The 23327-nt window shown below is 66.8% G+C and carries 26 protein-coding genes and 1 tRNA gene; 14 read left to right on the top strand and 13 right to left on the bottom strand.

The annotated features are described in order from the left end of the window. Positions 1-68: 68 nt before the first annotated feature. The 6 genes from FO044_RS00180 to pknB are packed head-to-tail and all read left to right on the top strand — an operon-like array spanning position 69 to position 8137. On the top strand, positions 69-533 hold the full coding sequence (locus FO044_RS00180) for an FHA domain-containing protein FhaB/FipA (RefSeq protein WP_132992660.1): 465 nt from the start codon (positions 69-71) through the stop codon (positions 531-533). Then, positions 530-1960, top strand: coding sequence for a PP2C family protein-serine/threonine phosphatase (locus tag FO044_RS00175; protein WP_132992659.1), 1431 nt, complete (start codon positions 530-532; stop codon positions 1958-1960). The genes FO044_RS00180 and FO044_RS00175 overlap by 4 nt, the downstream gene beginning before the upstream one ends. Beyond that, positions 1957-3384, top strand: a complete 1428-nt coding sequence (locus FO044_RS00170; RefSeq protein WP_132992658.1) for an FtsW/RodA/SpoVE family cell cycle protein — start codon at positions 1957-1959, stop codon at positions 3382-3384. The genes FO044_RS00175 and FO044_RS00170 overlap by 4 nt, the downstream gene beginning before the upstream one ends. Beyond that, on the top strand, positions 3381-4892 hold the full coding sequence (locus FO044_RS00165) for a peptidoglycan D,D-transpeptidase FtsI family protein (RefSeq protein ID WP_132992657.1): 1512 nt from the start codon (positions 3381-3383) through the stop codon (positions 4890-4892). The genes FO044_RS00170 and FO044_RS00165 overlap by 4 nt, the downstream gene beginning before the upstream one ends. Next, entirely contained in the window at positions 4889-6220 is a 1332-nt protein-coding gene (locus FO044_RS00160) for a serine/threonine-protein kinase (RefSeq protein WP_132992656.1), read from the top strand. Before FO044_RS00165 ends, FO044_RS00160 begins: the two co-directional genes overlap by 4 nt. A 3-nt stretch (positions 6221-6223) precedes the next feature. Next, positions 6224-8137 (top strand): Stk1 family PASTA domain-containing Ser/Thr kinase, encoded by a 1914-nt coding sequence (gene pknB / locus FO044_RS00155; RefSeq protein WP_132992655.1) that lies wholly within the window; start codon positions 6224-6226, stop codon positions 8135-8137. Here the strand turns inward: pknB and FO044_RS00150 are convergent. Then, positions 8134-8805, bottom strand: coding sequence for an aminodeoxychorismate/anthranilate synthase component II (locus FO044_RS00150; RefSeq protein WP_132992654.1), 672 nt, complete (start codon positions 8803-8805; stop codon positions 8134-8136). The two genes, pknB and FO044_RS00150, sit on opposite strands and share 4 nt — an antisense overlap. 55 nt (positions 8806-8860) lie before the next feature. Between FO044_RS00150 and crgA the strand changes: the two genes are divergently transcribed. Then, the gene (gene crgA, locus FO044_RS00145) at positions 8861-9151 is read left to right on the top strand and encodes a cell division protein CrgA (RefSeq protein WP_132992653.1); all 291 of its coding nucleotides are present in this window, start codon (positions 8861-8863) and stop codon (positions 9149-9151) included. 125 nt (positions 9152-9276) lie between these two features. Further along, on the top strand, positions 9277-9702 hold the full coding sequence (locus tag FO044_RS00140) for a PH domain-containing protein (protein ID WP_132992652.1): 426 nt from the start codon (positions 9277-9279) through the stop codon (positions 9700-9702). Between the two features lie 11 nt (positions 9703-9713). On the opposite strand, the gene FO044_RS00135 is transcribed toward FO044_RS00140, so the two are convergent. Both FO044_RS00135 and FO044_RS00130 read right to left on the bottom strand, forming a co-directional pair. After that, positions 9714-10406 (bottom strand): rhomboid family intramembrane serine protease, encoded by a 693-nt coding sequence (locus tag FO044_RS00135; RefSeq protein ID WP_132992651.1) that lies wholly within the window; start codon positions 10404-10406, stop codon positions 9714-9716. Positions 10407-10584: 178 nt separating this feature from the next. Continuing rightward, positions 10585-11115: a peptidylprolyl isomerase gene (locus FO044_RS00130; RefSeq protein WP_132992650.1), complete on the bottom strand. Its 531-nt coding sequence runs from the start codon at positions 11113-11115 to the stop codon at positions 10585-10587. Positions 11116-11214: 99 nt separating this feature from the next. On the opposite strand from FO044_RS00130, the gene FO044_RS14960 reads away from it, so the two are divergent. Both FO044_RS14960 and FO044_RS14955 read left to right on the top strand, forming a co-directional pair. Continuing rightward, complete coding sequence (locus FO044_RS14960) at positions 11215-11385, top strand: hypothetical protein (protein ID WP_165943058.1); 171 nt, start codon at positions 11215-11217, stop codon at positions 11383-11385. A gap of 956 nt (positions 11386-12341) precedes the next feature. Continuing rightward, complete coding sequence (locus FO044_RS14955; protein WP_165943057.1) at positions 12342-12590, top strand: DUF4190 domain-containing protein; 249 nt, start codon at positions 12342-12344, stop codon at positions 12588-12590. Between the two features lie 110 nt (positions 12591-12700). Here the strand turns inward: FO044_RS14955 and FO044_RS00120 are convergent, their stop codons facing one another. The 7 genes from FO044_RS00120 to FO044_RS00090 all read right to left on the bottom strand — a co-directional run bounded on the left by FO044_RS00120 (position 12701) and on the right by FO044_RS00090 (position 17612). Further along, entirely contained in the window at positions 12701-14764 is a 2064-nt protein-coding gene (locus FO044_RS00120) for a PhoX family protein (protein ID WP_132992648.1), read from the bottom strand. 146 nt (positions 14765-14910) lie between these two features. Next, a complete protein-coding gene (locus FO044_RS00115) occupies positions 14911-15477 on the bottom strand; it encodes an Asp23/Gls24 family envelope stress response protein (protein ID WP_132992647.1) in 567 nt (188 codons plus the stop codon). Continuing rightward, complete coding sequence (locus FO044_RS00110) at positions 15474-16085, bottom strand: DUF6286 domain-containing protein (RefSeq protein WP_132992646.1); 612 nt, start codon at positions 16083-16085, stop codon at positions 15474-15476. Before FO044_RS00110 ends, FO044_RS00115 begins: the two co-directional genes overlap by 4 nt. Continuing rightward, positions 16082-16600 (bottom strand): Asp23/Gls24 family envelope stress response protein, encoded by a 519-nt coding sequence (locus FO044_RS00105; RefSeq protein ID WP_132992645.1) that lies wholly within the window; start codon positions 16598-16600, stop codon positions 16082-16084. Before FO044_RS00105 ends, FO044_RS00110 begins: the two co-directional genes overlap by 4 nt. Next, a complete protein-coding gene (locus FO044_RS00100) occupies positions 16593-16772 on the bottom strand; it encodes a DUF2273 domain-containing protein (protein WP_132992644.1) in 180 nt (59 codons plus the stop codon). The genes FO044_RS00105 and FO044_RS00100 overlap by 8 nt, the downstream gene beginning before the upstream one ends. Beyond that, positions 16765-17112: an Asp23/Gls24 family envelope stress response protein gene (locus tag FO044_RS00095; RefSeq protein ID WP_132992643.1), complete on the bottom strand. Its 348-nt coding sequence runs from the start codon at positions 17110-17112 to the stop codon at positions 16765-16767. The genes FO044_RS00100 and FO044_RS00095 overlap by 8 nt, the downstream gene beginning before the upstream one ends. Next, positions 17112-17612 (bottom strand): Asp23/Gls24 family envelope stress response protein, encoded by a 501-nt coding sequence (locus tag FO044_RS00090; protein WP_132992642.1) that lies wholly within the window; start codon positions 17610-17612, stop codon positions 17112-17114. Before FO044_RS00090 ends, FO044_RS00095 begins: the two co-directional genes overlap by 1 nt. Positions 17613-17742: 130 nt before the next feature. On the opposite strand from FO044_RS00090, the gene FO044_RS00085 reads away from it, so the two are divergent. The 4 genes from FO044_RS00085 (at position 17743) to FO044_RS00070 (ending at position 20823) form a co-directional block, all read left to right on the top strand. Then, entirely contained in the window at positions 17743-18396 is a 654-nt protein-coding gene (locus FO044_RS00085; protein WP_132992641.1) for an RNA polymerase sigma factor, read from the top strand. Then, a complete protein-coding gene (locus tag FO044_RS00080) occupies positions 18393-18857 on the top strand; it encodes a hypothetical protein (protein WP_132992640.1) in 465 nt (154 codons plus the stop codon). Before FO044_RS00085 ends, FO044_RS00080 begins: the two co-directional genes overlap by 4 nt. A gap of 14 nt (positions 18858-18871) precedes the next feature. Next, on the top strand, positions 18872-19168 hold the full coding sequence (locus FO044_RS00075) for a YrhK family protein (protein ID WP_132992639.1): 297 nt from the start codon (positions 18872-18874) through the stop codon (positions 19166-19168). Positions 19169-19428: 260 nt separating this feature from the next. Beyond that, on the top strand, positions 19429-20823 hold the full coding sequence (locus FO044_RS00070; RefSeq protein WP_143965293.1) for a lipase family protein: 1395 nt from the start codon (positions 19429-19431) through the stop codon (positions 20821-20823). Between the two features lie 18 nt (positions 20824-20841). Here the strand turns inward: FO044_RS00070 and FO044_RS00065 are convergent, their stop codons facing one another. The 3 genes from FO044_RS00065 to FO044_RS00055 form a co-directional block, all read right to left on the bottom strand. Further along, on the bottom strand, positions 20842-22287 hold the full coding sequence (locus FO044_RS00065; protein ID WP_132992637.1) for a condensation domain-containing protein: 1446 nt from the start codon (positions 22285-22287) through the stop codon (positions 20842-20844). A gap of 211 nt (positions 22288-22498) precedes the next feature. Then, the gene (locus FO044_RS00060; RefSeq protein ID WP_244945781.1) at positions 22499-22909 is read right to left on the bottom strand and encodes a nitroreductase family deazaflavin-dependent oxidoreductase; all 411 of its coding nucleotides are present in this window, start codon (positions 22907-22909) and stop codon (positions 22499-22501) included. A 311-nt stretch (positions 22910-23220) separates the two neighbouring features. Beyond that, positions 23221-23293, bottom strand: a tRNA-Ala gene (locus FO044_RS00055). Positions 23294-23327 lie beyond the last annotated feature (34 nt).

The raw sequence follows: 23327 nt of genomic DNA, 5'->3' as shown, positions 1-23327 counted from the left end.
CCGACAGTTGAATGCATCCGGCGATCGCTCCGGGTGCCGACGTTCGATGTGAGGGAGGTGGTGCGCAGGTGCAGGGCATTCTGCTGCAGGTGACCCGGTTCGGGTTCCTCGTTCTGCTGTGGCTTTTCGTCTACGCGCTCATCCGCGCGATGCGGAACGATCTCACGTCGGCGACCGGCGGGCGCGTGGCCACCGGGCCCATCAAGCGTCAACGAGCCGGCCGCGGGAGCCGTTCCCGTGGTGCCGCGAAATACCTGGTGGTGACTGCGGGCGCACTCGCGAACACGCGCATCACCCTCGGCGCCCAGCCGGTGCTCATCGGCCGCGCGGACGACTCCACTCTCGTCCTCACCGACGACTACGCCTCCGAACGCCACGCGCGCCTGTCGCCGCGCGGTGACGACTGGTACGTCGAGGACCTCGGATCCACCAATGGCACCTACCTCGAGCGCTCCAAGGTGACGACCGCCGTCCGCGCCCCGATCAACACCCCGATCCGGGTCGGGAAGACCGTGATCGAGCTGCGCCCGTGACTCTCGTCCTGCGCTACATCGCGCGAAGCGACCGCGGTCTCGTCCGGTCCAACAACGAAGACTCCGTCTACGCGGGTGCGCGCCTGCTGGCCCTCGCCGACGGCATGGGCGGTCACGCGGCCGGCGAGGTCGCCAGCCAGTTGGTCATCCAGGCGCTCCGGTCACTCGACGACGATGAGCCCGGCGGCGATCTTCTCTCCGCACTCGAACGCGCCACCCATGCGGGCAACGCGGCGATCGCCCAGCAGGTGGAGCAGACGCCCGAACTCGAGGGCATGGGGACCACCCTCACCTCGATCCTGTTCGCAGGCAGCCGCATCGGCCTGTGCCACGTCGGCGACTCCCGCGGCTACCTGTACCGGGACGGCAACCTCACACAGATCACCCGCGACGACACCTTCGTCCAGAGCCTCGTCGACGAGGGCCGGATCACGGCCGAGCAGGCTCATTCGCACCCGCAGCGGTCGCTCATCATGCGCGCGCTCACCGGCCAGGAAGTGGAGCCGACGCTCATCATGCGCGAAGCGCGTGCGGGCGACCGCTACATGCTGTGCAGCGACGGGCTCTCCGACGTGGTCAGCGAGGAGACCCTCGCCGACACCCTCGACGGCATCGAAGACCACAAGGAGTGCGCGGATCGGCTCATCGAGCTCGCGTTGCGCAGCGGTGGCCCGGACAACGTGACCGTCGTCGTCGCCGACGTCGTCGACACCGAATTCGGCGAATCGCGCCCGATCCTGGGCGGCGCGGCCGGTGACGACGCGTCCGACGGCTATGTACCCGACCCGAAGACTGCGGCAGGGCGCGCTGCCGCACTGCGCCCACCTGCCCCGGCCACCCAACGTCCGTCCATCACGACTCCCGACGCTCCCGCGGCACGCAAGCGGTCGCGCTGGCCGTGGATCGCGATCGCCGCACTCGTCGTGGTCGGTCTGATCGTCACAGCGTTCTTCGTCGTCCGCTCGCAGATCATGGACAGCAACTTCGTCACCGCAGACGACGACGGCACTGTGCAGATCCACCGCGGGACTCCCGACAACCTGGCGTTCCTCACCATGGAATCGCCGAACCAGCGTGTGTGCATCGACGATGAGACCGCGGAGCATCCGAGTGTCACGTTCCAGGACGCCGGCGCGGACAACGCGTGCACGCCGATGCGGGTCTCGGATCTGAACGGCATCAGCCAGACCACGGTCGAATCCAACAACATCAAGAACCTGTCGCTCGAATCGGCCCAGGAACGAGTGCGCGAACTCGAGTTCCTGCCGCTGTGCGCACCTCCAGCTCCGGCCCCCAAGCCGGACACTCCGTCGAAGCCGCACAAGCCGAAGCCTCGTGACACGTCGTCGGAGCGCCCCGCCCCCTCGCAGACCCCCGCACCGGCTCCCGCCGACGAGGGCCCGCAGAACTGCCGGGGGAACCCATGACGTCCGCACCCCAGGGCCACGCGCCTCCGGACCCGCCACCGACCAGCACGGGCCGCAACACCGAACTGATGCTGCTCGTGTTCGCAGTCGCGATCGTGAGCACCGCTCTGGTGATCGTCGAATCGGCTCAGGGCGACGGCTTCTCGGCGGAGATCCTCAAGTTCATCGCCGCCTATGCCGCGCTCTGCGCGATTGCGCATTTCATCGTGCGCCGATTCGCGCCGTACGCCGATCCACTGCTCCTGCCGCTCGTCGCGACGCTGAACGGCCTCGGCCTGGTGATGATTCACCGCCTCGATCTCGGGTCGGCTCGGTCGGACGAGTTGCTCAAGGCGACCGAACGCACCAACAACGCCGACCAGCAGTTGCTGTGGGCGTTCGTCGGCATCCTGGTGTTCGCGGCAACGGTCATCGTCATCCGGGACCACCGCACGCTGTCCCGGTACGCGTACACGCTCGGCCTTGGCGGCCTGATTTTCCTCGCGCTGCCCGCGATCCTGCCGTCGTCGATGTCGGAGATCAACGGCTCCAAGATCTGGATCCGCACTCCCCTGTTCAACATTCAGCCCGGCGAGTTCTCGAAGATCCTGATCATCGTGTTCACCGCCGCGTTCCTCGTGTCACGACGCGATCTGTTCACGACTGCGGGCAAGCAGTTCGCGGGCATCGACTTCCCCCGCGCCCGCGACCTCGGCCCCCTGCTGGGCGCTTGGGTGATCGCGGTCGGCGTGCTGGCGTTCGAATCGGACCTGGGTACCTCGCTCCTCATCTTCGCGACGGTGCTCACCATGCTGTACGTCGCGACCGGCCGGGTGAGCTGGCTGATGCTCGGCTTCACGCTTTTCGCGCTCGCCGCGGTCGTCGCCTATCAGCTGTTCTTCCATCTGCAGATGCGCGTCGCCGTGTGGCGTGACCCGTTCGAGCAGTACGACACGTACGGCTACCAGGTGGCGCAGAGCCTGTTCGGTTTCGCGACGGGCGGTATGTTCGGCACCGGACTCGGGTCGGGTAGGCCCAACATCGTCCCGTTCGCCAACACCGACTTCATCCTGACCTCGTTCGGCGAGGAGATCGGGCTGGTCGGCCTGACCGCGATCGTCATGCTGTACCTGCTGTTCGTGATCCGCGGGCTCCGGACGGCCATCGCCGTCCGCGACAGCTTCGGCAAGCTCCTGGCCGCAGGCCTCTCCTTCACCATCGTCTTCCAGTTGTTCGTCGTCTTCGGCGGCGTTTCCAAGCTGATCCCGCTCACCGGCCTGACCACACCGTTCCTCGCCTATGGCGGTTCGTCGCTGCTGGCGAACTATCTCCTGCTGGCGCTGCTCATCCGCATCTCCAACGCCGCCCGTGAACCCGACGCGCCCAAGGTCAAGCCGAAGCGCAAGGTCGAGGAGCTGGCTACGAGGATGGTGCAGCGCTCATGAACCGTCCTATCCAACGGGTCGCGATCGCGGCCATCGTCCTGGTGGTCGCTCTGCTTGCGAACGCCACCTATCTCCAGGTTTTCAAAGCGGACAAGCTCAAGAGCGACTCCCGCAACTCCCGGGTGCTGCTCGACGAGTACTCCCGCGAGCGGGGCGTGATCGTCGCCGCCGACGGCACGGTGCTCGCTGAGTCGGTCCCCACGGACAGCAAGTTCAAATACCTGCGTAAGTACCCGACCGCTCCGCGTGCGTTCGCACCGGTCACCGGCTACTTCTCGTTCGTGTATCGCGCCGACCGCGGTGTCGAGGCCGCCGAGGACGCCGTCCTCAACGGCAACGACGACCGGCTGTTCACGCAGCGCTTCATGGACATGTTCTCCGGCCGCGACCCCCGCGGCGGAAACGTGGTGACCACGATCGACCCGAAGCTGCAGCGCACCGCCTACCGCGAGTTGGCCAACGGCGACTGCGACGGCCCGTGCCGCGGATCGGTCGTGGCCCTCGAGCCGAGCACCGGCAAGATCCTGGCGATGGCGTCCTCACCGAGCTACGACCCGAACCAGATCGCCACCCAGGACTTCAACGAGGCCGAGCAGGCGTGGCGCCGGATGACCGCCGACGGTGCCGGCTCACCACTCGTGAACCGGGCTACCTCCGAGCTGTACCCACCCGGCTCCACCTTCAAGGTGGTGTCGACCGCAGCCGCCCTCGCGAACGGTCAGAACCCGAACACCCGACTCACCGCGGATGCGCGATGGAAGCTCCCGGGCAGCGGGGCCTACCTGACCAACGACAGCGACTCGACGTGTCCCGGATCCTCCGGCGGCACCGTCACCTTGACGCAGGCCTTCGAGCATTCGTGCAACACCGCGTTCGCTCAGCTTCTCACCGAGAAGGTTCCCGGTGATGCTGGCGAGAAGGTCGCCAAGTTCACGTCCGCAGCCAAGCAGTTCGGCATCGGCGAGGACCCCGCGGGGATCCCGATGAGCGTTGCGAAGTCGTCGGTCGGCGATATCGGCGAGGACCTGGCCGCCCTCGGCCAGTCCGCCATCGGCCAGCGAGATGTGCGCACCACGGTCTTGTCGAACGCGGTCATCGCGGCGACCGTCGCCAACGGCGGCGTTCGCATGCACCCGTACGTGGTGGACCGACTGCAAACGGCCGACCTGCGGACCATCAACACGACGTCGCCGACCGCCGTCAACCGTCCGCTGACGGCCGACCAAGCCGACACCATCACCGGGATGATGGTCGACTCCGAGCAGAACACGTCCGGAGCGCAGTCGGGCATCGCCTCGAAGACCGGAACCGCCGAGCACTCCGACGACGCGGAAGCCGGCGACACACCGTACGCCTGGTACATCGGCTTCTCCCCGAGCTCCAACAGCCGCATCGCGGTGGCGGTGCTCGTGGAGAACAGTGGCCAAGGGCAGAACTCTTACGGCGGCACCGTAGCCGCCCCGATTGGACGCGCAGTGATGAACGCATACACGGGAGGTGCTCGATGAGCCTGCAGAACGGGACCATCATCGCCGACCGATACCGACTGGTCCGCTTGATCGCGACCGGCGGAATGGGTCAGGTATGGGAGGCACTCGACACCCGGCTGGGTCGGCGAGTCGCCGTCAAGGTACTCAAGGCCGAGTACTCGAACGACTCGGAGTTCCTGGGGCGCTTCCGGACGGAGGCGCAGACCACTGCGCGCCTGAACGACCCCGGCATCGCGAACGTCTTCGATTACGGCGAGACGCCGGACCGCAACGGCGGCGACCCACTCGCCTACCTGGTGATGGAACTGGTCGACGGCGAACCGCTCAACTCGGTGATCAGCCGGGTCGGCGAGCTCGCGCTCAACCACACTCTCGACATGCTCGAGCAGACCGGACGCGCCCTGCAGGCTGCGCACACCGCCGGCCTCGTGCACCGCGACGTCAAGCCCGGCAACATCCTCATCACCCCGACCGGGCAGGTGAAGATCACCGACTTCGGCATCGCCAAAGCGGCCGATTCGGCACCGGTCACGCAGACCGGCATGGTGATGGGCACCGCCCAGTACATCTCGCCTGAGCAGGCGATGGGAGGCGAGGCGACCGCAGCCTCGGACGTCTACTCACTCGGCGTGGTCGGCTACGAGGCACTCACCGGTCGACGCCCCTTCCTCGGCGACGGCGCGATCACCGTCGCGATGAAGCACATCCAGGATCAGCCGCCCGCGCTGCCGACCTCGGTTCCGGCGCACGTCCGCGAGCTCATCGACACCACGCTCGCCAAGGATCCCGCGCAGCGCTACGAGACGGGTGGCGAGTTCGCCGATGCCGTCGCCGCGGTGCGTGCCGGGCGTCGTCCGCCGCGGCCGCGCACCGCCGGCCCGGCCCCGATGGCCGCAGCTGCACCCGGTGCGACGCAGGCCATGACGTCGGCCAACACCCAGGCGTCCCGGCCGCCGACCGCGCCTCGCCGCGCCGCGCCCGCTCCAGCACCCGCCGATGAGGGGTGGAGCACCACCCACAAGGTGCTGACCGCGATCGCCGCGCTTCTCCTGATCGCCGCGATCGTGCTGATCGGGTACTGGGTGAAGAGCGGACCTGACACACCTGCGCCGTCGCCGACGCAGTCGACCCCGGTGACCGTCACACAGACTCCGGAGCCGACCGAGACGACGACCGAGGAACCGACCACCACCACCGAGGAGACCCCGCGCTCCACCACGGAGGAGACGCCGAGCTCCACCACCGACGAGGAGACGACGACCGACGAGTCCACACCTCCCACCAGCTCCACATCGGGCGGCGGATTCCCGCTACCCGATATCACCCTCCCCAACCTCGGAGGTTGACGGTTGAACGATCCGCATTACCTGTCCGAGCGGTATGAGCTCGGTGAAACGCTCGGCTTCGGCGGCATGTCCGAAGTCCAGTACGCGCGCGACCTGTTGCTGCACCGCGACGTCGCAATCAAGGTGCTGCGAGCCGACCTGGCCCGCGACCCATCGTTTTACCTGCGCTTCCGGCGTGAGGCACAGAATGCGGCAAAACTGACCCACCCGTCCATCGTCCAGGTCTTCGACACCGGCGAAGCCGAGACCGACGAGGGGCCGCTGCCCTTCATCGTCATGGAGTACGTCGACGGTGACACCCTGCGCGACCTGCTGCGCGCCTCCGGCGTCATCGCGCCCAAGCAGGCGATGACGTGGATGGCCGACGTGGCGGCCGCGATGGACTTCTCGCACCGGGCGAGCATCGTGCACCGCGACATGAAGCCCGCGAACGTGATGATCGACCGGGCAGGCGCTGTGAAGGTGATGGACTTCGGCATCGCGCGTGCGATGGACGATACGTCCGCCACGATGACGCAGACCTCGGCCGTGATGGGCACCGCGCAGTATCTGTCACCCGAGCAGGCACGCGGCATCAAGGTGGATCCTCGCAGCGACATCTACTCGATGGGCTGCGTGCTGTTCGAGCTGGTCACCGGGGAGCCCCCGTTCACCGGCGACTCCCCGATCGCAGTGGCCCACCAGCACGTGCACGAGGATCCGCGTCGCCCGTCGTCGGTCCGCCCCGAACTTCCGCCGGAACTGGATTCCATCGTCATGCAGGCGATGAGCAAGAACCCCGCCAACCGCTACCAGACGGCCGCCGACTTCCGGTCGGACCTGATCAAGGTGCTGGCCGGCGGTAAGCCGTCCGCACCGATGCTGCTGACCGACCAGGAGCAGACCGACCTTCTGGAGGCACCGCGGGCGGTGCGGTCCGGAGCAGAGCCCGCACGACGCACCCGGCACCGGATGGCCGAGGAGGACGACGACGGGTCGACGCCGGTGCACAAGCGCCGCGGGGTGCGGGTCGCCGTCGCGCTGGTCGCGATCCTCGCCCTTCTCGCCGGCGCCCTGGTCGCATGGTCACCGTGGAACAACGAATCCGCAGCACCGTCGATCCCGGTGCCGAAGGTGGCCGGTCTGACGGCCGAGGCCGCGACCGCGAATCTCGAGCAAGCGGGTTTCCAGGTCAAGGAGCAGCGGGAATCGAGCCTGGACATCGCCAGTGGTCTCGCCACCCGCACCGCGCCCGGCGACGACGTGCCGACGCCCGAGGGGTCGGAGGTGACGCTCTACATCTCGTCCGGCCCGCAGCGAAGTCCGGTGCCGGACGTGCGTGGGAAGAGCGTTCAGGAGGCCAGGAGCCTCCTCAAGAGACGCGGCTTCGAGAAGTTCAAGACCGAGCAGGTCGAGTCCAGCACGCAGATGATCGACAAGGTGGTGCGGACGGCACCGCAGAACGACACCACGTCGAGCGTCACCAGCACGGTGGTCCTGTACGTAGGCACCGGTCCCCGGGAGGTGACCGTGCCCGACGTGGTCGGCCAGTTCGAGGACGATGCCCGCACCGCGCTCGAGCAGATGGACCTCGACGTGACCACGGTATCGGCGGATTCGTCCGAACCGCAGGGCCGGGTCCTCAGTGCGTCGCCCGACTCCGGGCAGTCGGTCGAGGTCGGCAGCACGGTTCAGCTCGTCGTCTCCCGCGGGAACGAGTTCAGCATGCCCGACCTGAAGGGCAAGACACCCAAGGAGGCGCAGGACGCGCTCTCCGAAGCCGGCTGGAACTCCAACACGCTGAACGTCACCGATCGCAAGGTTCCGATCGCCAGTCCCAACGACGGCAAGATCATGTCGCAGCGGCCGGCCTCGGGCAGCACGATGCAGAAGGACGACTCGGTGACCGTGGTCGTCGGAAAGGCCAGCCTCTTCTAGAGGCCGGCCGTCGGCGTCGCCTCGGTGCCGGTGAGCGCTTTCGCCATCTGCGCCTCGAGCTGGGCGACGCGCGCTTCGGGTACGTCGAATCCGCACACGTGCAGCCAGTTCGCCAACATGCGGTGCCCGCCCTGAGTGAGCACGCTCTCCGGGTGGAACTGCACACCGTGAATGGGCAGCTCGCGGTGCATCATCGCCATGACGACACCCGTATCGGTACTGCCGGTGACCTCCAGCTCGGCCGGAACGGTCTCGGGCCGAACCGTCAGCGAGTGGTAGCGGGTGGCGACGAACGGATCCGGCAGGCCGGCGAGGACTCCGCGTCCGCTGTGATTCACCAGTGAGGTCTTACCGTGCAGCAGCTCGGGTGCGCGGTCGACGGTGCCGCCGAACGCCTCACCGATCGCCTGATGTCCCAGGCACACACCGAGCAACGGCGTCTTCGCCTGCGCGGCCACCGAGACGATCGGCACGGTCACACCCGCCCGGTCCGGGGTGCCCGGGCCCGGGCTCAGGAGGATGCCGTCGAAATCGTCGACGACCTTCGTCAGATCGTCGAGCTGCGGGTCGTCGTTGCGCCAGACGACGGCCTCGACACCGAGCTGGCCCAGGTACTGGACCAGGTTGTAGACGAAGCTGTCGTAATTGTCGATGACGAGGATGCGCACCGATCAAGGCTATCGTTTTCGCAGACGGCGGTGCGGCTGGGATACCGTGGAGGGCATGCCGAAGTCAAAAGTCCGGAAGAAGACCGACTACACTGTCAACAGCGCTAGCCGCACCCCGGTGAAGGTCAAGGCGGGCCCGTCGGGCGTCGTCTACCAGTCCGTCATGTTCGGTCTGATGCTGCTCGGTCTCGTGTGGCTGCTCGTCTACTACCTCGGTGCGTCAGCCAGCACCTACGGCGGCGAGGGCAAGTTCCTGAACTGGATGGCCGATCTCGGTCCGTGGAACATGCTCATCGGATTCGGGTTCATGGTCGTGGGCCTGCTCATGACCATGGGCTGGCGCTAGGACCGGAACCAGCGAGTCGAGCGCCCGCAAGCGCTCCCGCGATTCCGTCCACAATGGGGAATTACATGTGTGTAATTCATACACATTGTGGATAACTCCTGTGGATAACTCTGGAGAGCAACGAGATGAAGTCTGAGCAGAAGGAGTGGTCGACGCCGGTCGCGGCCGGTGTCGCACTCGTCGGAGCCGGCATCGCGCTCGCCGCGGCAGCCGCCGCGAGCTACACCGAGCCGCCTGCGATGGTGTTCATCTCAGTCGCCGCACTCGGACTGATCGTGGCCGGCGCGATCGCGCTGATCCGCAGACCCCGGCTCGCCTTGCGTCCCGGACCGACGCTCGCCGTCCGGACGATCTCCGGCAGCCTCGAGCTGACGCCGGACGACGTCGAACGGATCAGCGTGCTCGAGACGCGGCGGCTCGGCGCACGGAACAAGCAGTTGATGCTCGACCTCTTCGACGACAAGCTCGTGGTGTTCGGGCGATGGGACCTCGGCGACGACCCGCGTGGAGTCGCGGACGAACTGCGGAACGCCGGGTTCACCGTCGGCTGATCGGCCTGGGATCAGACGCTGGAACCGACTCCGATGCCGGCCCCGATCGCGAGAGCGATCACCGCGAGCACCAGCAGCCCGTACCAGCCGAACCGGTCGACGGACGCCTTGGTGCGACGCTCCGGCGGCAGGATCTTAACCGGCAGCCACAGCACCGCACCCGCTGCAGCGGCTCCGAAGACGAGACCGCCGAGATGCCCCAGCAAGGAGATGTTGGGGATGCTGATCGAGATGACGAGGTTGACGGCGATCAGCACCACGACCGTGGTCACCGGCGCCTTGATCCGCAGCAGCAGGACGAACAGGGCGCCCATGAGCCCGTAGATCGCGCCGGACGCACCGGCAGTCAGAGTCGGCGAGTGTTCGAGTGCCATCACGGCGGCACTGCCGCCCAGGAGCCCGATCAGGTAGATGGCGAGATAGCGGTTCCGGCCGAGGACCTTCTCCAACTCGGCGCCGATGATGTACAGCGAGATCATGTTCACGGCCACGTGCATCACACTCTGATGCAGGAATCCCGACGTGATCAGACGCCAGTACTCGTTCTCGAAACCGCCACCGGTGATCAGCACGCCCTCGCGGTAGATCGGCGAGAATCTGAGATCGGTGCCGCGCGCCTGAAGCATGCACGCGGCGAAGACCACGACGTTGATCGCGATCAGTGCATAGGTGACGACCGGTGTCACGCGGCGCCCGACGGTCATCGTCGGACCGGAGACCCGTGTCGTCGCATTCGCCTCCGCAACGCAGTCGACGCAATGCTGTCCGACTGATGCGGGGCGAAGGCATTCCGGGCAGGCCGACCGCCCGCACCGCGTGCATGACAGCGCGGTGGGGCGGTCGGGGTGCAGGTAGCAGGCCTGATTCACCTGGAAGCCGGTGTCAGCTCAGCTCGATGCTCTCGATGACGACGTCCTCGACGGGACGATCGCCCGGGCCGGTCGGTGCGGCCCCGATGGCGTCGACGACGCCCTGCGACGCCGAATCCTTGACCTCACCGAAGATGGTGTGGCGACGGTTCAGGTGCGGGGTTGCGCCGACGGTGATGAAGAACTGCGAGCCGTTGGTGCCCGGTCCGGCGTTGGCCATCGCGAGCAGGTACGGGCGATCGAACTGGAGTTCCGGGTGGAACTCGTCCTCGAACTTGTAGCCCGGGCCGCCACGACCCGTTCCGGTCGGGTCGCCGCCCTGAAGCATGAAGCCCGCGATCACGCGGTGGAAGATCGCGCCGTCGTAGAACGGCCCGCTGTCCTCGCCCTTGGCGTTCTTCTCGGTGTAATCCTTGGATCCGTCGGCCAGGCCGACGAAGTTCGCGACGGTCTTCGGCGCGTGGTTGGGGAAGAGTTCGATGATGATGTCTCCGCGATTGGTGTGCAGGGTCGCGGTATTTTTCTGATCACTCACGGTTTCCATACAACCATGTTCCGGCGACTTGCCGGTGGCTCACCGGTATCCGCCGGAGCACGAGTCGCTTCATTGGCGTATGGGCGAATCAACTGGCAACCTGGAGTGATGCGCAACAAACCTCTCGTGGCCACCGGATCCGTGCTGTTCCTCGTACTCGCGGCCGTCGTCATCGTGGCACGGCGCGCGCGGACCGAGCATCCACCCGTTTCGCCGACTGTTCCGCGCATCGAGGACCTCGCCTCCCCGGATAGCGCCGACGCAGCAGGTATTTTGTAATCGTGCCCTCCGACGATCCGCGCCGCGAACCGCCATCTGGTGAATCCTCGTCCCGGGATTCCCGCTCTCCTGCGTCTCCCTCTTCTGAGTCGCGGCCTCCCGGGTCGCAGCCTCGCGCGTCGCAGCCTTCTGCCCCGCAGCGCCCCGACAACAGTTCCGGGATGGCACCGCCACCGTGGGAACGCCGCCCCGAAGCGCCCGTCTCCGGTGCGGCTCCGGTGCCGCCCCGTCCGGACGTGAGCGGCCCCAACGTACGGCGGCCCGGTCCAGGTACTCCTCCGCCCGCAGGTGCAGGCAGGCCCGGCCCGTCCGGTCAGCCGCCACGTCCCCCGCAAGGCAGCGAACCCAACGTCCCGCGTGCCGGCAGCCCGGGGTCGCGGTCGCAGGCCCCCGCCAAACCCGTTCCATCACCGCCGTCCGGCCCGGCGCCGGTCACGCGCCGCCCCGACGGCCCGGGCCCGACTCGGCCCGGACCGAATGGTCCCCCTGCACCTCCTCCCCGGGCACCTGGTCCCGACCCGCAAAGCCGGGGTGCCCAGAGTTCGGCTCCCCAGGGTGCGGCTCCCCAGGGACCAGGTTCCCGGAACTCCGATCCCAAGAGCTCCGGTCCCCAGGCGACTCGCCCGCCGGGACCCAGCGCACCGGGTTCCGGTGCACGGGGTTCCGGTGCACCGGGGCCCGCCATGCCTGGATCGCGGCCGCCGCAAAGCGCGAACCCGCTGATCGCTCGGGGTGATGGCGCGTCCGGCTCGACTCCCCGCCCCGGGACCGCCGGCGCCCGTTTCGCGGAGGCTTCTAAGCCCACCGCCGCACCCGAGGCGAGCGAGCCCAAGCTCGCTTACTCAGCGGTCCCGGGATCCCGCACTTCGTCGAACACACGTGCCGCCGAGGCATCTGCGGCTACGGCAGCAGCCGGGACCGCCAGGGCCACCGGTGCGCCCGCTAAGGAGAAGCCTGTGGCGAGTTCTAAGACGACCGCCCGCCGAACCGACGACGTCAACGTGATGGCGATCGTCGCCCTCGTGCTGTCCGGTCTGGGCATCACGTCGCCGATCGGTCTCTGGCTCGGCTACCGCGAACGCGAGCGGTGCGAGCGCGAGGGCACCGTCGGCTGGGAGTTCGCCCACGCGGCGATCATCGTGGGCTGGCTGTGGATCGTCTTCCTGGTGCTCGGCCTGATCGCGTACCTCTGGATCCTCATCTGATCCGCTGGGCAGATCCACCCCCGAACAACGAGCGCCGCACCCGAATCGGGTGCGGCGCTGTTCGTTCCGCTGTTCGCGCCACCGCCTAGCGGCACCGCGCCCGGCGTGAGTCAGACTCCGATGGATCCACCCCCGTCGCGCCACACCGCGACCACCGCCGGACGCGGCTGCGACGAGCCGCCATCCGGCCAGTGCGAGAACGGCCGATCCGCCGAGTAGTCGTCCTCCTCGCCGGGATGCTGGACGCAGACCACGACACGCTTGTCCTCGATGATCGGGCCGCAGGTCTCGGCGGCACGCGGCACCGTGAGGAACTGCTTCGTCTCACCGCGCCGGTCGCCGTCGAGCCCGACGGCGAACAGTCCGTCGTTGGCGTCGAGTGCATTGCCGTCGGTGGAGATCCACAGGTTGCCGTGCGGATCGAATGCCACATTGTCCGGGCACGAGATCGGACTGACCTGATCCTTGTCGAAGCCGCCGTAATAGGTGTCGGCGCTCTTCGGATCGCCGCACACCAGCAGCAAGTCCCAGGCGAAGTCCTCGCCCGCGTGGTTATCGGTCATCTCGAGGATCTGACCGCTCTTGTTCTCCTTGCGCGGATTGGCCGCGTTCGGCCCGTCCTCACCGTCGGTACCGCGGTCGTCGTTGTTGGTGAGGGCGCAGTACACCTTGCCGGTGAACGGGTGCGGCTCGATGTCCTCGGGACGATCCATCTTGGTGGCGCCCGCCTTGTCGGCGGCCTCGCGGGTGTAGACGGCCACCTCGGCCGCGGTCATGCCTTTTATGTGCGACTGGGCCGACCCGTCCGCCTTCACCGTCATCAGCTTGTGCCACGTGCCGCTGCCGGCCGCGTTCTCCACGGTGGTCGGTCTGTCGCTCGAGAAGCTGGCGACGTAGAGGGTGCCCTCGGTGAGGATGCCCATGTTGTGCCGCCGGGCCCCCGGCGAGTTGCCGTCCTGCATCTTCCGGCTCGAGACGAACTTGTAGATGTACTCGAACTTCTCGTCATCACCGGTGTACGCGACGACGGTGCCGGCCGCCGAACCTTCCTTCACCACATGGATGTTCGCCGATTCGTGCTTGAGCCGGCCGAGTGCGGAGTGCTTGAGCGGCGTCGACTCCCGATCGTGCGGATCCACCTCGACGACGTACCCGAAACGGTTCGCCTCGTTGGGCTCCTTCTCCAGATCGAAACGGGGGTCGAAGCGGCCCCACTGGTGGTAGTCGGCGTCGTCCTCGAAGCCGTAGCGCTCCAGGTGCGCGGCCGCGGTCTTGTCCTTGACCTTGCTCGCATTCTGGAAGTAGTTGTTGTAGTTCTCCTCGCCCGACAGCATGGTGCCCCACGGGGTGATTCCGCCCGAGCAGTTGGCGATGGTGCCGAGGATGCGATTGCCGCCACGGTCCGCCGCCGTCCGCACCAGGTCGGTGCCTGCGGCAGGACCGGTCAGCCGGAACGGCGTGCTCGCGGTGATGCGCCGGTTACGCGGTCCGACGATCGGGGTGAGTGCCCCGTCAGCATCCGAGCCCTGCACCTCGAGAACGGTGATTCCGTGTGCTGCCATGGAGACTCGGGCCTGACGCTCGGTCGGCTCCTTCTCCTTGTAGCCCTTGAACATGAACTCTTCGGACGTGTACTCCTGATTGCACACGAGGTAGAAGTGGTTCGGCTGACCGTCGACCGGGATCAGCCCGGCGAAGTCGTTGTTGAATCCGAACTGCCGTTCCTGTGCTTCAGGTGTCTGGTTGTCGAAATCGAACGCGGGCGCGCCGGGTACCACCGGGTCGCCCCAGCGGATCACGACCTTCTGCTTGTAGCCGTTCGGGATCTTCAGCGCGTCTTCGGTGTTCGGCGCGATCGGCTCGAAGTTCATGCCCTTGAGCGGGCCACCGCTCGGCGACGCGGAACTGCTCGACCCGACCGTGGCCCCGTCATCGCCGCATGCCGCCAGGGCCGACGTCGCACCGACCGCGACCACCGCACCGACGGACCCGCGGAGCATGGTTCGTCGGGAGATGGCCGCACGGGCGACATCACGGAAGTACGCGTTGTCGCTCTTGTTGCCCGGCTCGTGCCAGCACGCCTCGCCGCACTTGTATCGACACGTGACGCGCGACCGGGAGGACCGGCCGAGATCGTCTCCACCGGACACGAACAGCTGCAACGGAATTCGCATGAAGGTCCTCCACGTAAGACAAGTCCGCCAATGGGCTGGGCGGATACGCAGGCGACTTTATGGAGGCCGGTTCACGCGACGGCATCATGCGAGTGAACTGCGTCGGAACAGCGAGCAGCATCGCAGTGCCCGTCCCGGGGTGCCGGTCAGTGCTTCGGCGCCTTCGGCTTCTCGAGGTGCACGAGAGCCTGAACGTGCATGTCCGTACCGGCTACCGCGTCACGGATCGCATCGGTGGCGTCGCCGACGGGTACCGACATCTCGGCGATGGAACGGGTGGGCCGTGCAGTGACCTCCAGTCGGATCATGTCGCGTGACCGATCGTTCACCGCCTTCGCACTGACCTTGTCGAAGATCGGATGAGCGGACAGCTCGTCGGCGACCGCGTTCGCGATCTGCTTCGGCGCGACGATCATGGTGCCGGTCTCGTCGGACCCGTCGAGCTCCAGGTCGGTGACCGAACCGGGCCGGATCACCGAGCGAATCAGCGAGAGCCCCCACACGAGCGCGAGAACGGCGACTCCGATGACGACGAACGTCCACCAGTTCTCATGAGCGAAGCGGCCGATCGCACCGGCGTCGATGCGCTCGATCCAGTCGGCGATCGGGTCGAGGCCGGTCCGCCAGGCGACGGTGCCGCCGCCGACCACGATGAGCAGCAGCGCGACCAGCCCGACGGAGAGGCGGTGAAAGATTGCGGGCAGACGGTTCACTTGGCTCGGTCCCCCTTGGTACGGCCACCGTGGCTGGAGGCGATGCGCACCACGGCGCGCGGTGAGATCGCCACGTTGTCGATCACGCTTTCGACCGTCTGCTGCACGCGGGCGCGGTCGATGACCGACTCGCGTCCGATCACCCGACAGGTGACCTTGCGGCGCTTGACGACAGTTGTCGCATGATCGACGCCGGACAGGTCCGACACCGCCGCGCTGATGCGGCGCGCCACATCCACCCGGCGGGTCCAGATCACCTCGTGATCCGCCATCCGAATGTGCGTGTGCCGACGCGGCTTCACGGCTGCCCACAGCATCGCCAGACCGACGATGAGCGCAGCGATCGCGGCGGGCCACATCCACTCGTGCCACGAGATGTCGGCAACCCAGTCGGCGGCCCCCAGCAGCCATTCGTCGCTGTCGAGCCATCCGGCCTGCACCACGAGATCACGAACGGCGATGGCGCACAGGACGAGTAGCGCCACTCCGGTGAGCGCTCCGATGACTGCTGCAGCCGGAGCGGCGGACGGCGTGAAGACGCGTCCGGCTGCGGTGTCCGCGGTCGCCGGACGTTCGTCGACGCGCGAATCGTTCAACGACTCGGTCATGACTCAATCCCCGATTCCTCGGCTCGTCGGTCGTCTCGGTCGTCGATTCGGTCCTCGGCGACAGCCGGTCCGGGCGACGGAAGGTCGACGTACCCCTTCTTGCGACGTGTGATCTCCCCGCGGGGAACGAGTTGCCCCACCGTCACATCCACACGGAGCGGACGCACACCGCTGAAATACTCGACCTCGTCGGCAACGGCGGAGCGCACCTGGCAGCACACGTCGGTGATGCGGCACGGCCATTCGAGAGCGACGGTCACGGCGAGTCTGCGCGCTGATCCGGTCGAGTCCACCGCCGTCCGCGGCAGACCGGGTCCGGTCAGGGATCGCCCCGCCGAACCGAGCAGCGATCCGACGGCTCCCTGACGTTCGACCACGCCGGGCACCTCCAGTGCCGCGTGCAGCGCCACCTTCTCGATGGCCCGATCCGCGATGATCAGGTCGCCCCGATGATCTGGTTCTCGTAGGTTCGCCGCTGCGGCGCCGACCGCTTCGGCGACAGACGCCTCAGCCACGGCTCCGGCTTCGCAGCAGGGCCCCGAGATCCACCACGCCGTCGCGGTGCAGACCGAGGACGAGTCCGACGACACCGAGCAGCACGGCGAGGATGAATCCCCAGAAGCCTCCGGTGGCCGCGGCGATCGCCAGGAGCAGTCCCGCGAACAATCCGATAACTGCGTTATTCATTGGTCGTCACTCCATTCGTCACGGACGTCGGGCCCATGGTGATGTCCTCCACCGTGACAGCGATCTGCAGCCCGGTCAGCTTTTCGGCGATGTCCCTCACCTGCGCGGCTACCGCCTGCAGGTCGGACGTGACGTCGGCGACGATGTGGACCTCCCCGTCCTCATCGCGGAGCGCGACCCCGGCGACCCGGCGACCGGGAAAGTAGGTCGCCACCTCTCCGAACAGCCCCGGGTGGAGCTCGGTCACGCCGGGCACCGCGAGCGCCGCCTCGGCCACGGTGTCGGCGAGCGACCCGGGATCGGCCGGCGGCAGCGCGTCGTGCGCGTCGTGCGGAGACATCACTGAACCCGCCGCGGTGCTTCGCTCTCTTCTTCCTCGTCACCGAAGACGACGTCGTGAACGGTCACGTTGACCTCGGTCACCTCCAGACCGGTCATCTGCTCGATGGCGGTGATGACGTTGCGGCGGATGGCCGCTGCCAGCTGATGGATGGCGACGCCGTACTCGGCGACGATCGAGATGTCGACGGCGGCTTGGCGCTCGCCGACCTCCACTGCGATGCCCTGGGTGGCGCTGACCGTGGTGCCCGGGAGCACGTCACGGACCTTGCCGACCATGCGCTCACTGGTGCCGCCCACATCGTGGACTCCGTCGATCTCCCGAGTAGCGATGCCCGCGATCTTCGCGACGACGATATCGGCGATCGACGTCCGGCCGCGGTCCGGGGCGGCCGCGGTGCTGCGACGCGCCACCTCACTGCCCTTGGACGACGCATCCGGCGACGGTGCGGCGGTCGCGCTGTCGGCGGATGCCTTCTTGGTGGTTACGGTGTCAGACACTCGAACTCCTTCGTCCATAGGTGATTCCCAAGTGTGTACACGGATCACGACCCCCCTCGCTCGACTTCCGCCGAGTCCTTTCGTGATCCGTGTGTAAGGTCAGTCGTATTGAGAATCGGAAGTTGCACGGATGAATGAGCGTGATCTCGCTCACACGGAGATGTTACCTCTCGCCGAGCTGGATGATGACGAACTCGCCGGTGCCGCCGCTGTCGGCGACACCGAGGCGTTCGCTGTGCTCGTGCAGCGAATGTCGCCGAGTCTGCTGAGGTACATGCGACGCATGGTCAACGACCCGCAGACCGCCGAGGACCTGTCGCAGGAGACGCTGGTCGATGCCTGGAAGGGCTTACCCGACTTCGGTTTCCGCAGTTCATTCCGCACATGGATGTTCCGGATCGGCCACCGGAAGGCCGTCGACCACTATCGGCGGATGCACGACGTGCCGACCACCGCCGAACGGTTCGCCGAGCTCGAGTCGGCCGGGCCGCTGCCGGCGGAATCCGCCGAGAGCTCGCTCCTGTGGGACGCTCTGCGCGACGAGCTCCAGAACCTTCCTCACATGTCACGCGCCGCGTGGTGGCTCCGGGAAGTCGAGGGCATGTCGTTGAACGAGATCTCCCAGGTACTCCGGATCAGCAGTGGTTCGGTACGCGGTCACCTGCAACGCAGTCGTAAGTTCCTGCTCACCCGGCTCGCGCCGTGGCAGCCTGGAGGGACGGCTCCGCCGCACGAAGCCGGACCAGACGATGAAGCGACGACCGGGGAGGGGGGTCGGAGATGAGCGATGTTCGCGACAGCGACGAGAACGATCGGACCGATGCCTGGCTGGTCGCAGCGACCCGTGAGATCGACGAACCCGACAGCGACGTCGAGCGTCTCATCACGTCGATCTCGTCCGGTCTCAAACGGATCCGTCGTCCGGCGCGCAGACTCGCGACCGACGGGCGCGGCATCTGGGTGAGCGATCGCATCGTCAAGCAGATGATCGCCGTCCGGATCCGTCGCTCGCTCGGCCGACTCGTGGTGGCCGCGTACCTCGACGGCGAGGCCGACGAACTCGACGGAATCCGGATCGGATTGATCGCGAAGTACTCCGACGATCTGGTCGGGCACTCCAACCAGGTGCGGGACGCCGTCGAAGCCGTTCTGATCTCGACACTCGGTCGCGATACGAGCCGGCCGGCACGCGAGAACATCGATGTGCGGTGGCAGGACCTGTACACCAGGGAATGGCTGACGTAGCGCGAGGAGACCTCATGAAGACCCGTGAACCACTGCCGGACGACAGCTCTGTCGACATCCGTCTGGGCAGGGAAGAACTGGTCATCAGTGGCCGCTACGAACTCGCCAGCATCGCGAACGACATTCTTCTGGGCCTGTGGTTCGTCGTAGGCAGTGTGCTCTTCTTCTCCGAGTCGACGTTGACGATCGGAACGTGGCTGTTCCTCATCGGCAGCGTCCAGATGCTGATCCGTCCGGTGATCCGCCTCGCTCGGCGCACCCACCTGCGCCGGATCAGCACACTCGGCCCGGAGTCCCCGATGGCGTACTGAACGCCGCCCTTCCACCCCTCCCCCTCGATGGTTGAGCCGGATTCCCCCTCGACGGCTATGCCTCCGCTCTCCCCTCGATGGTTGAGCCGGATTCCCCCTCGACGGCTATGCCTCGCTCTCCCCTCGATGGTTGAGCCGCGACCGAGGCGCCAGCCGAGGACGCGTGTCGAAACCACGCCCACCACACCCCGACCGTTCCCGAACCGATACCTGGAAAACTCTTGCGGTCGCCTGGGGTCATCGGCCTAAGGTCACAAAGTATGAGCCGGTCTGCGACCCGCGCTGGTGCCAGCGCCGTCGCCGCGGTGATGCTGATGAGCGCCGCGGCCGGCCTCGCTCGTGCCGAGCCGTCGAGTACTCCCCCGAATCTTCGCCCATTACCGGGTGCGGTCGTCGACGGTGTCGACAAGGTCGTCCCGCCCGCGCCCTACCCGCGCTCGAAGCGCATCCCCCAGCGCTCGCGTGCACCGGGCTACGACCGCGCCACTCTAGAGTTGCGCGACGCGATCATGCCCGACCCGGTCGGTGATCCGATGTTCGACCGCTGGCCGAGGGGCTTGGAGAAGCGAGAGCCCGGCGACATTCTGGCCACCCGAGACGTCGCGCGGACGACCGGATTCCTGGTCACCGTCCCGATCCGCAGCGCACGCATGCTCAAGTTCCGTTCCACCGATGTACAGAACCAGCCCATCTTCGGGACGGCGACAGTCATCGAACCCCGCGCCCCGTGGAAGGGCAAGGGTCCACGACCGATCCTGGTGAACAACGTCCCGATCAACGGTGTCGGCACCGAGTGCACGACCGGCTACACCCTCGCTCACGGTTGGTCCGACAAGACGAACCAGACCGACCTCTTCCCGCCCACGACCCAGTTGGCCCTCGCCCGCGGGTACACCGTGGTCGTGCCCGACCACGAGGGGCCGCGGCAGTCGTACGCGGACACCGAGCTCGCTGGACGCATCGTTCTCGATTCCGTCCGTGCAGAGGCGAAGTACAAGCCGAAGCGATACGCGAAGGGCCGGGTCGCGATGACCGGCTACTCCGGTGGGGCCATCGCCACCAACGGCGCCGCGAAAGTACTCGGCGAGTACGCGCCAGATCTGAAGGGTCGGATGGTGGGCGCCGCCCTCGGTGGAGTGCCGGCGGATTTCCGGCTCCTGGCCCAGGCCATGAACGCCAACATCGCGACGGGTGTGATGCTCGCTGCCACCCTCGGCGTCGCCAGGGAGCGGCCGGAGATCCTGAACCTGACCAACAATCTCGGGCAGTGGCTTGCGACGTCGCCGCTGAAGAACTCGTGCGGATCGGACTACGGAATGGCCGCGCCGTTCCTGCTACCCGCGCAGATCCTGTCCAAGAACAAGGACCCGTTCAACTCCCCGACCGCACGTCGCGTCTACGACCTGACGAAGATGCCGGACGCCGAAGCCGACCTGCCGCTGTACATCTATCACGGTGGTCAGGAGATCTGGATACCCGTGCAGGGCTCCCGAAATCTGTACGCGGAGCAGTGCAAGCTCGGGGCGAACGCGGTGTACCGCGAGGTGGCAGGCGAGCATCTGTCGGCGGCCGTCATCGGTTACCCGGAGGCCGTATCGTGGCTCGATGCACGGCTTCGCGGGGTGCCGGCCAAGGGTGAGTGCTCGTCGCCGTGAGTTCCCGGCGCTGAAGCCTCACACGAGCGACGGCACCGCTTCGGGCTGCCCAGCGAGTGGCGAGTCGACGTTCCACGTAGCGACGTCGACGATCTTGTCGCGCAGCCCCTGAAACACGGCGTCGACCGCTGCGATCGCCTCTTCCGTGTCCGGGTGCGTCGCATTGAAGTCCAGGCCCGAGTCGTCTCGATTGATCCACGTGAACACCTCGCGCGACGGCGTGGCGTTGGCGTACACCGAGAAGTTGTGCTGCCGAGCCAGTTCCGCACCCGGGACACGGGACACGTCGACGTACGACAGCATCGGTGCCGCGAAGCCATGTTTCACGGGAAACGATGGATCGTCGGCGAGTAGATCGATCACCGGGAACACCGGCACCCGCTCCAGCTGCTTGGCTGCGTTCATCGCCTCGTGGGCGTTCGCCACCACTTGTTCGAACGAGCCCCTGGCGTTGAACTGCACGGGCACGAGCGTCACGTACCAACCGACCGCCATGGCGTCGCCAGACGCCGAGCGATCGGAGCGCGGAACGAGCATGGTGAACAGCTCCTCCCCCGACAGCTCGCAGTGCACCTGACCGAGCACCGCGAGCAACGCACTGCCCATGTTGGCGCCGGCCTGCTTAGCGGCCTTCGCGAACCGGGTCGTTTTGTCGGCGTCGACGAACGACGTGTGCACCAGAATCCTGCCGGGTGCCGACTCCTCCGGCTCCAAACCGAGCGGTAGCGGGAACTGCGGCATGCCGCCGGCGCGGTCCACCACCTCCTGCCACTGCCGTACGGCCGGGTGCTCCGGAGTGAGGGTGTCCACGAGCGCCCGCTGCTCCGCGCAGAACTCCGGGTACGGACGCACCGGAGCGCCCGAGTACGGCACTCCCTCCCGTGCTGCCGAGTAGCGCGACAGGATCTCGAAGAAGGTGATCGCCTGCGAGACACCGTCTGTGAACATGTGATCCGCAGCGATCACGACCTCGAAGTGCGGATCGTCTGCGTCCTCGCCTGCATACTCGATCCCGGTGACGGCGAACTCGAACGCCGCCCAATCCTCCAGGCCCGGGACGTGCTCCATCAGATGCTCTTTGACGGTCACTCCCGGGTGATCGTTCGACGTCGCCGAGACCGTCAGCTCGATCTGTTCCGGCGCCAGGGTGCGCCCCTCGGGCCGCAGGTGATCTGAAACCGGAAATGCCGTGTGGAACGACTCGTGAGACCGGACAAAAGCATTGAATACGGACCTGATCACGTCTTCGTCGAAGGTGTCGTGAATCGTGAATGTGGTGAAGACCAGTCGTCGAGTGCACGCCTCGCCCTCGACTCCGCTCCGGAGATGGTCCGCCTGGATGAACGATGTATCAACGCCCAGGTCGGGCGCCTTCCTCATCGCATCGCGCGTCGCCTCATCCGGGGACCATGAGATCCATTCGCCCGGCAGGCATTTCCATTGATTCACGAACCCCGACATCATTCCCATAATGTTGGCTGATCGTCTGATCGGATGACAGCGGTCGGCTCAGTGAGATACTCCACAGTTCCCGATTCACGAAAGCAGCCGCCACATTTCCGGAGGATCTGTTTTACTCAGCGCGGTCGGTAATTCATTTCGGCGAGCCGTCGCATTCATCTGATGTTCTGAGCGATGAGCGTATGCCGCTTCGGACCCGGCGATTCACGGCCTCTCACTCGCGCGTATCGATCCGGAAGACCGCGCAGCGTCCAGCCAGCTCTTCGAACTCGTCGGGCGTTCCCTCGGTGACGAGGCCTGCGCTCTTCATGAACTCGATTCCAGTGGGCACCAGAGTCGGAAACTGTCGCAGCAGCGGACGGGCCTCCTCTGGCGACATCTCGACCAGCCGCACGGGCTCGCCGTGCTTACCCTGACCGAGCGTCGCCTCGGGGTTGGCCTGCGCATTGCGGACCCAGTCCGCACCCGGAAATCCGCCGACGACGTACCGCCGTCCTTCGACGACCATCGGCGTGACCGGCGTCGACCGCGGCTGTCCCGACTTGCGTCCCACCACGGTCAGAACCGCCGGACCCTTGGTTCCCAGTACGCCCAGCCGGTCGACCGCCATGAGCACCTTGTTCATCGGCTTGAGCCACCATGGTGGCTTCGGACTACCAGGTTTCGGACTGCGCATTAATCCAGCGTAGCCACGGACGGAGTCTCGTCGTGGCAACTCAACCTGAGGAGGCGCTGCGCGCATCACCTGACGCAACCGCCGTGGACACCGCTGTCACGCTCAACCCGGCCACCGGATCGCGAGCAGCCATCGCGTCGAGCACCAGCGCCCGCATAACAGGAGCCCGAACACACGGTGCTCGCACTGACGATCCGTACATCGGATCACGAAAAATCCGGTCCCACTCAATGAGTGGGACCGGACATTTATCTTTTTTGTGGAGCCTAGGAGATTCGAACTCCTGACATCCGCCTTGCAAAGGCGGCGCTCTACCAACTGAGCTAAGGCCCCGGGTGCTCGGACGAATCCGAGCGGGTCTGGATCG

This window comes from Gordonia zhaorongruii (assembly GCF_007559005.1).
Classification (GTDB): Bacteria; Actinomycetota; Actinomycetes; order Mycobacteriales; family Mycobacteriaceae; genus Gordonia; species Gordonia zhaorongruii.
This window is presented reverse-complemented; position numbering and strand designations above follow the sequence as displayed.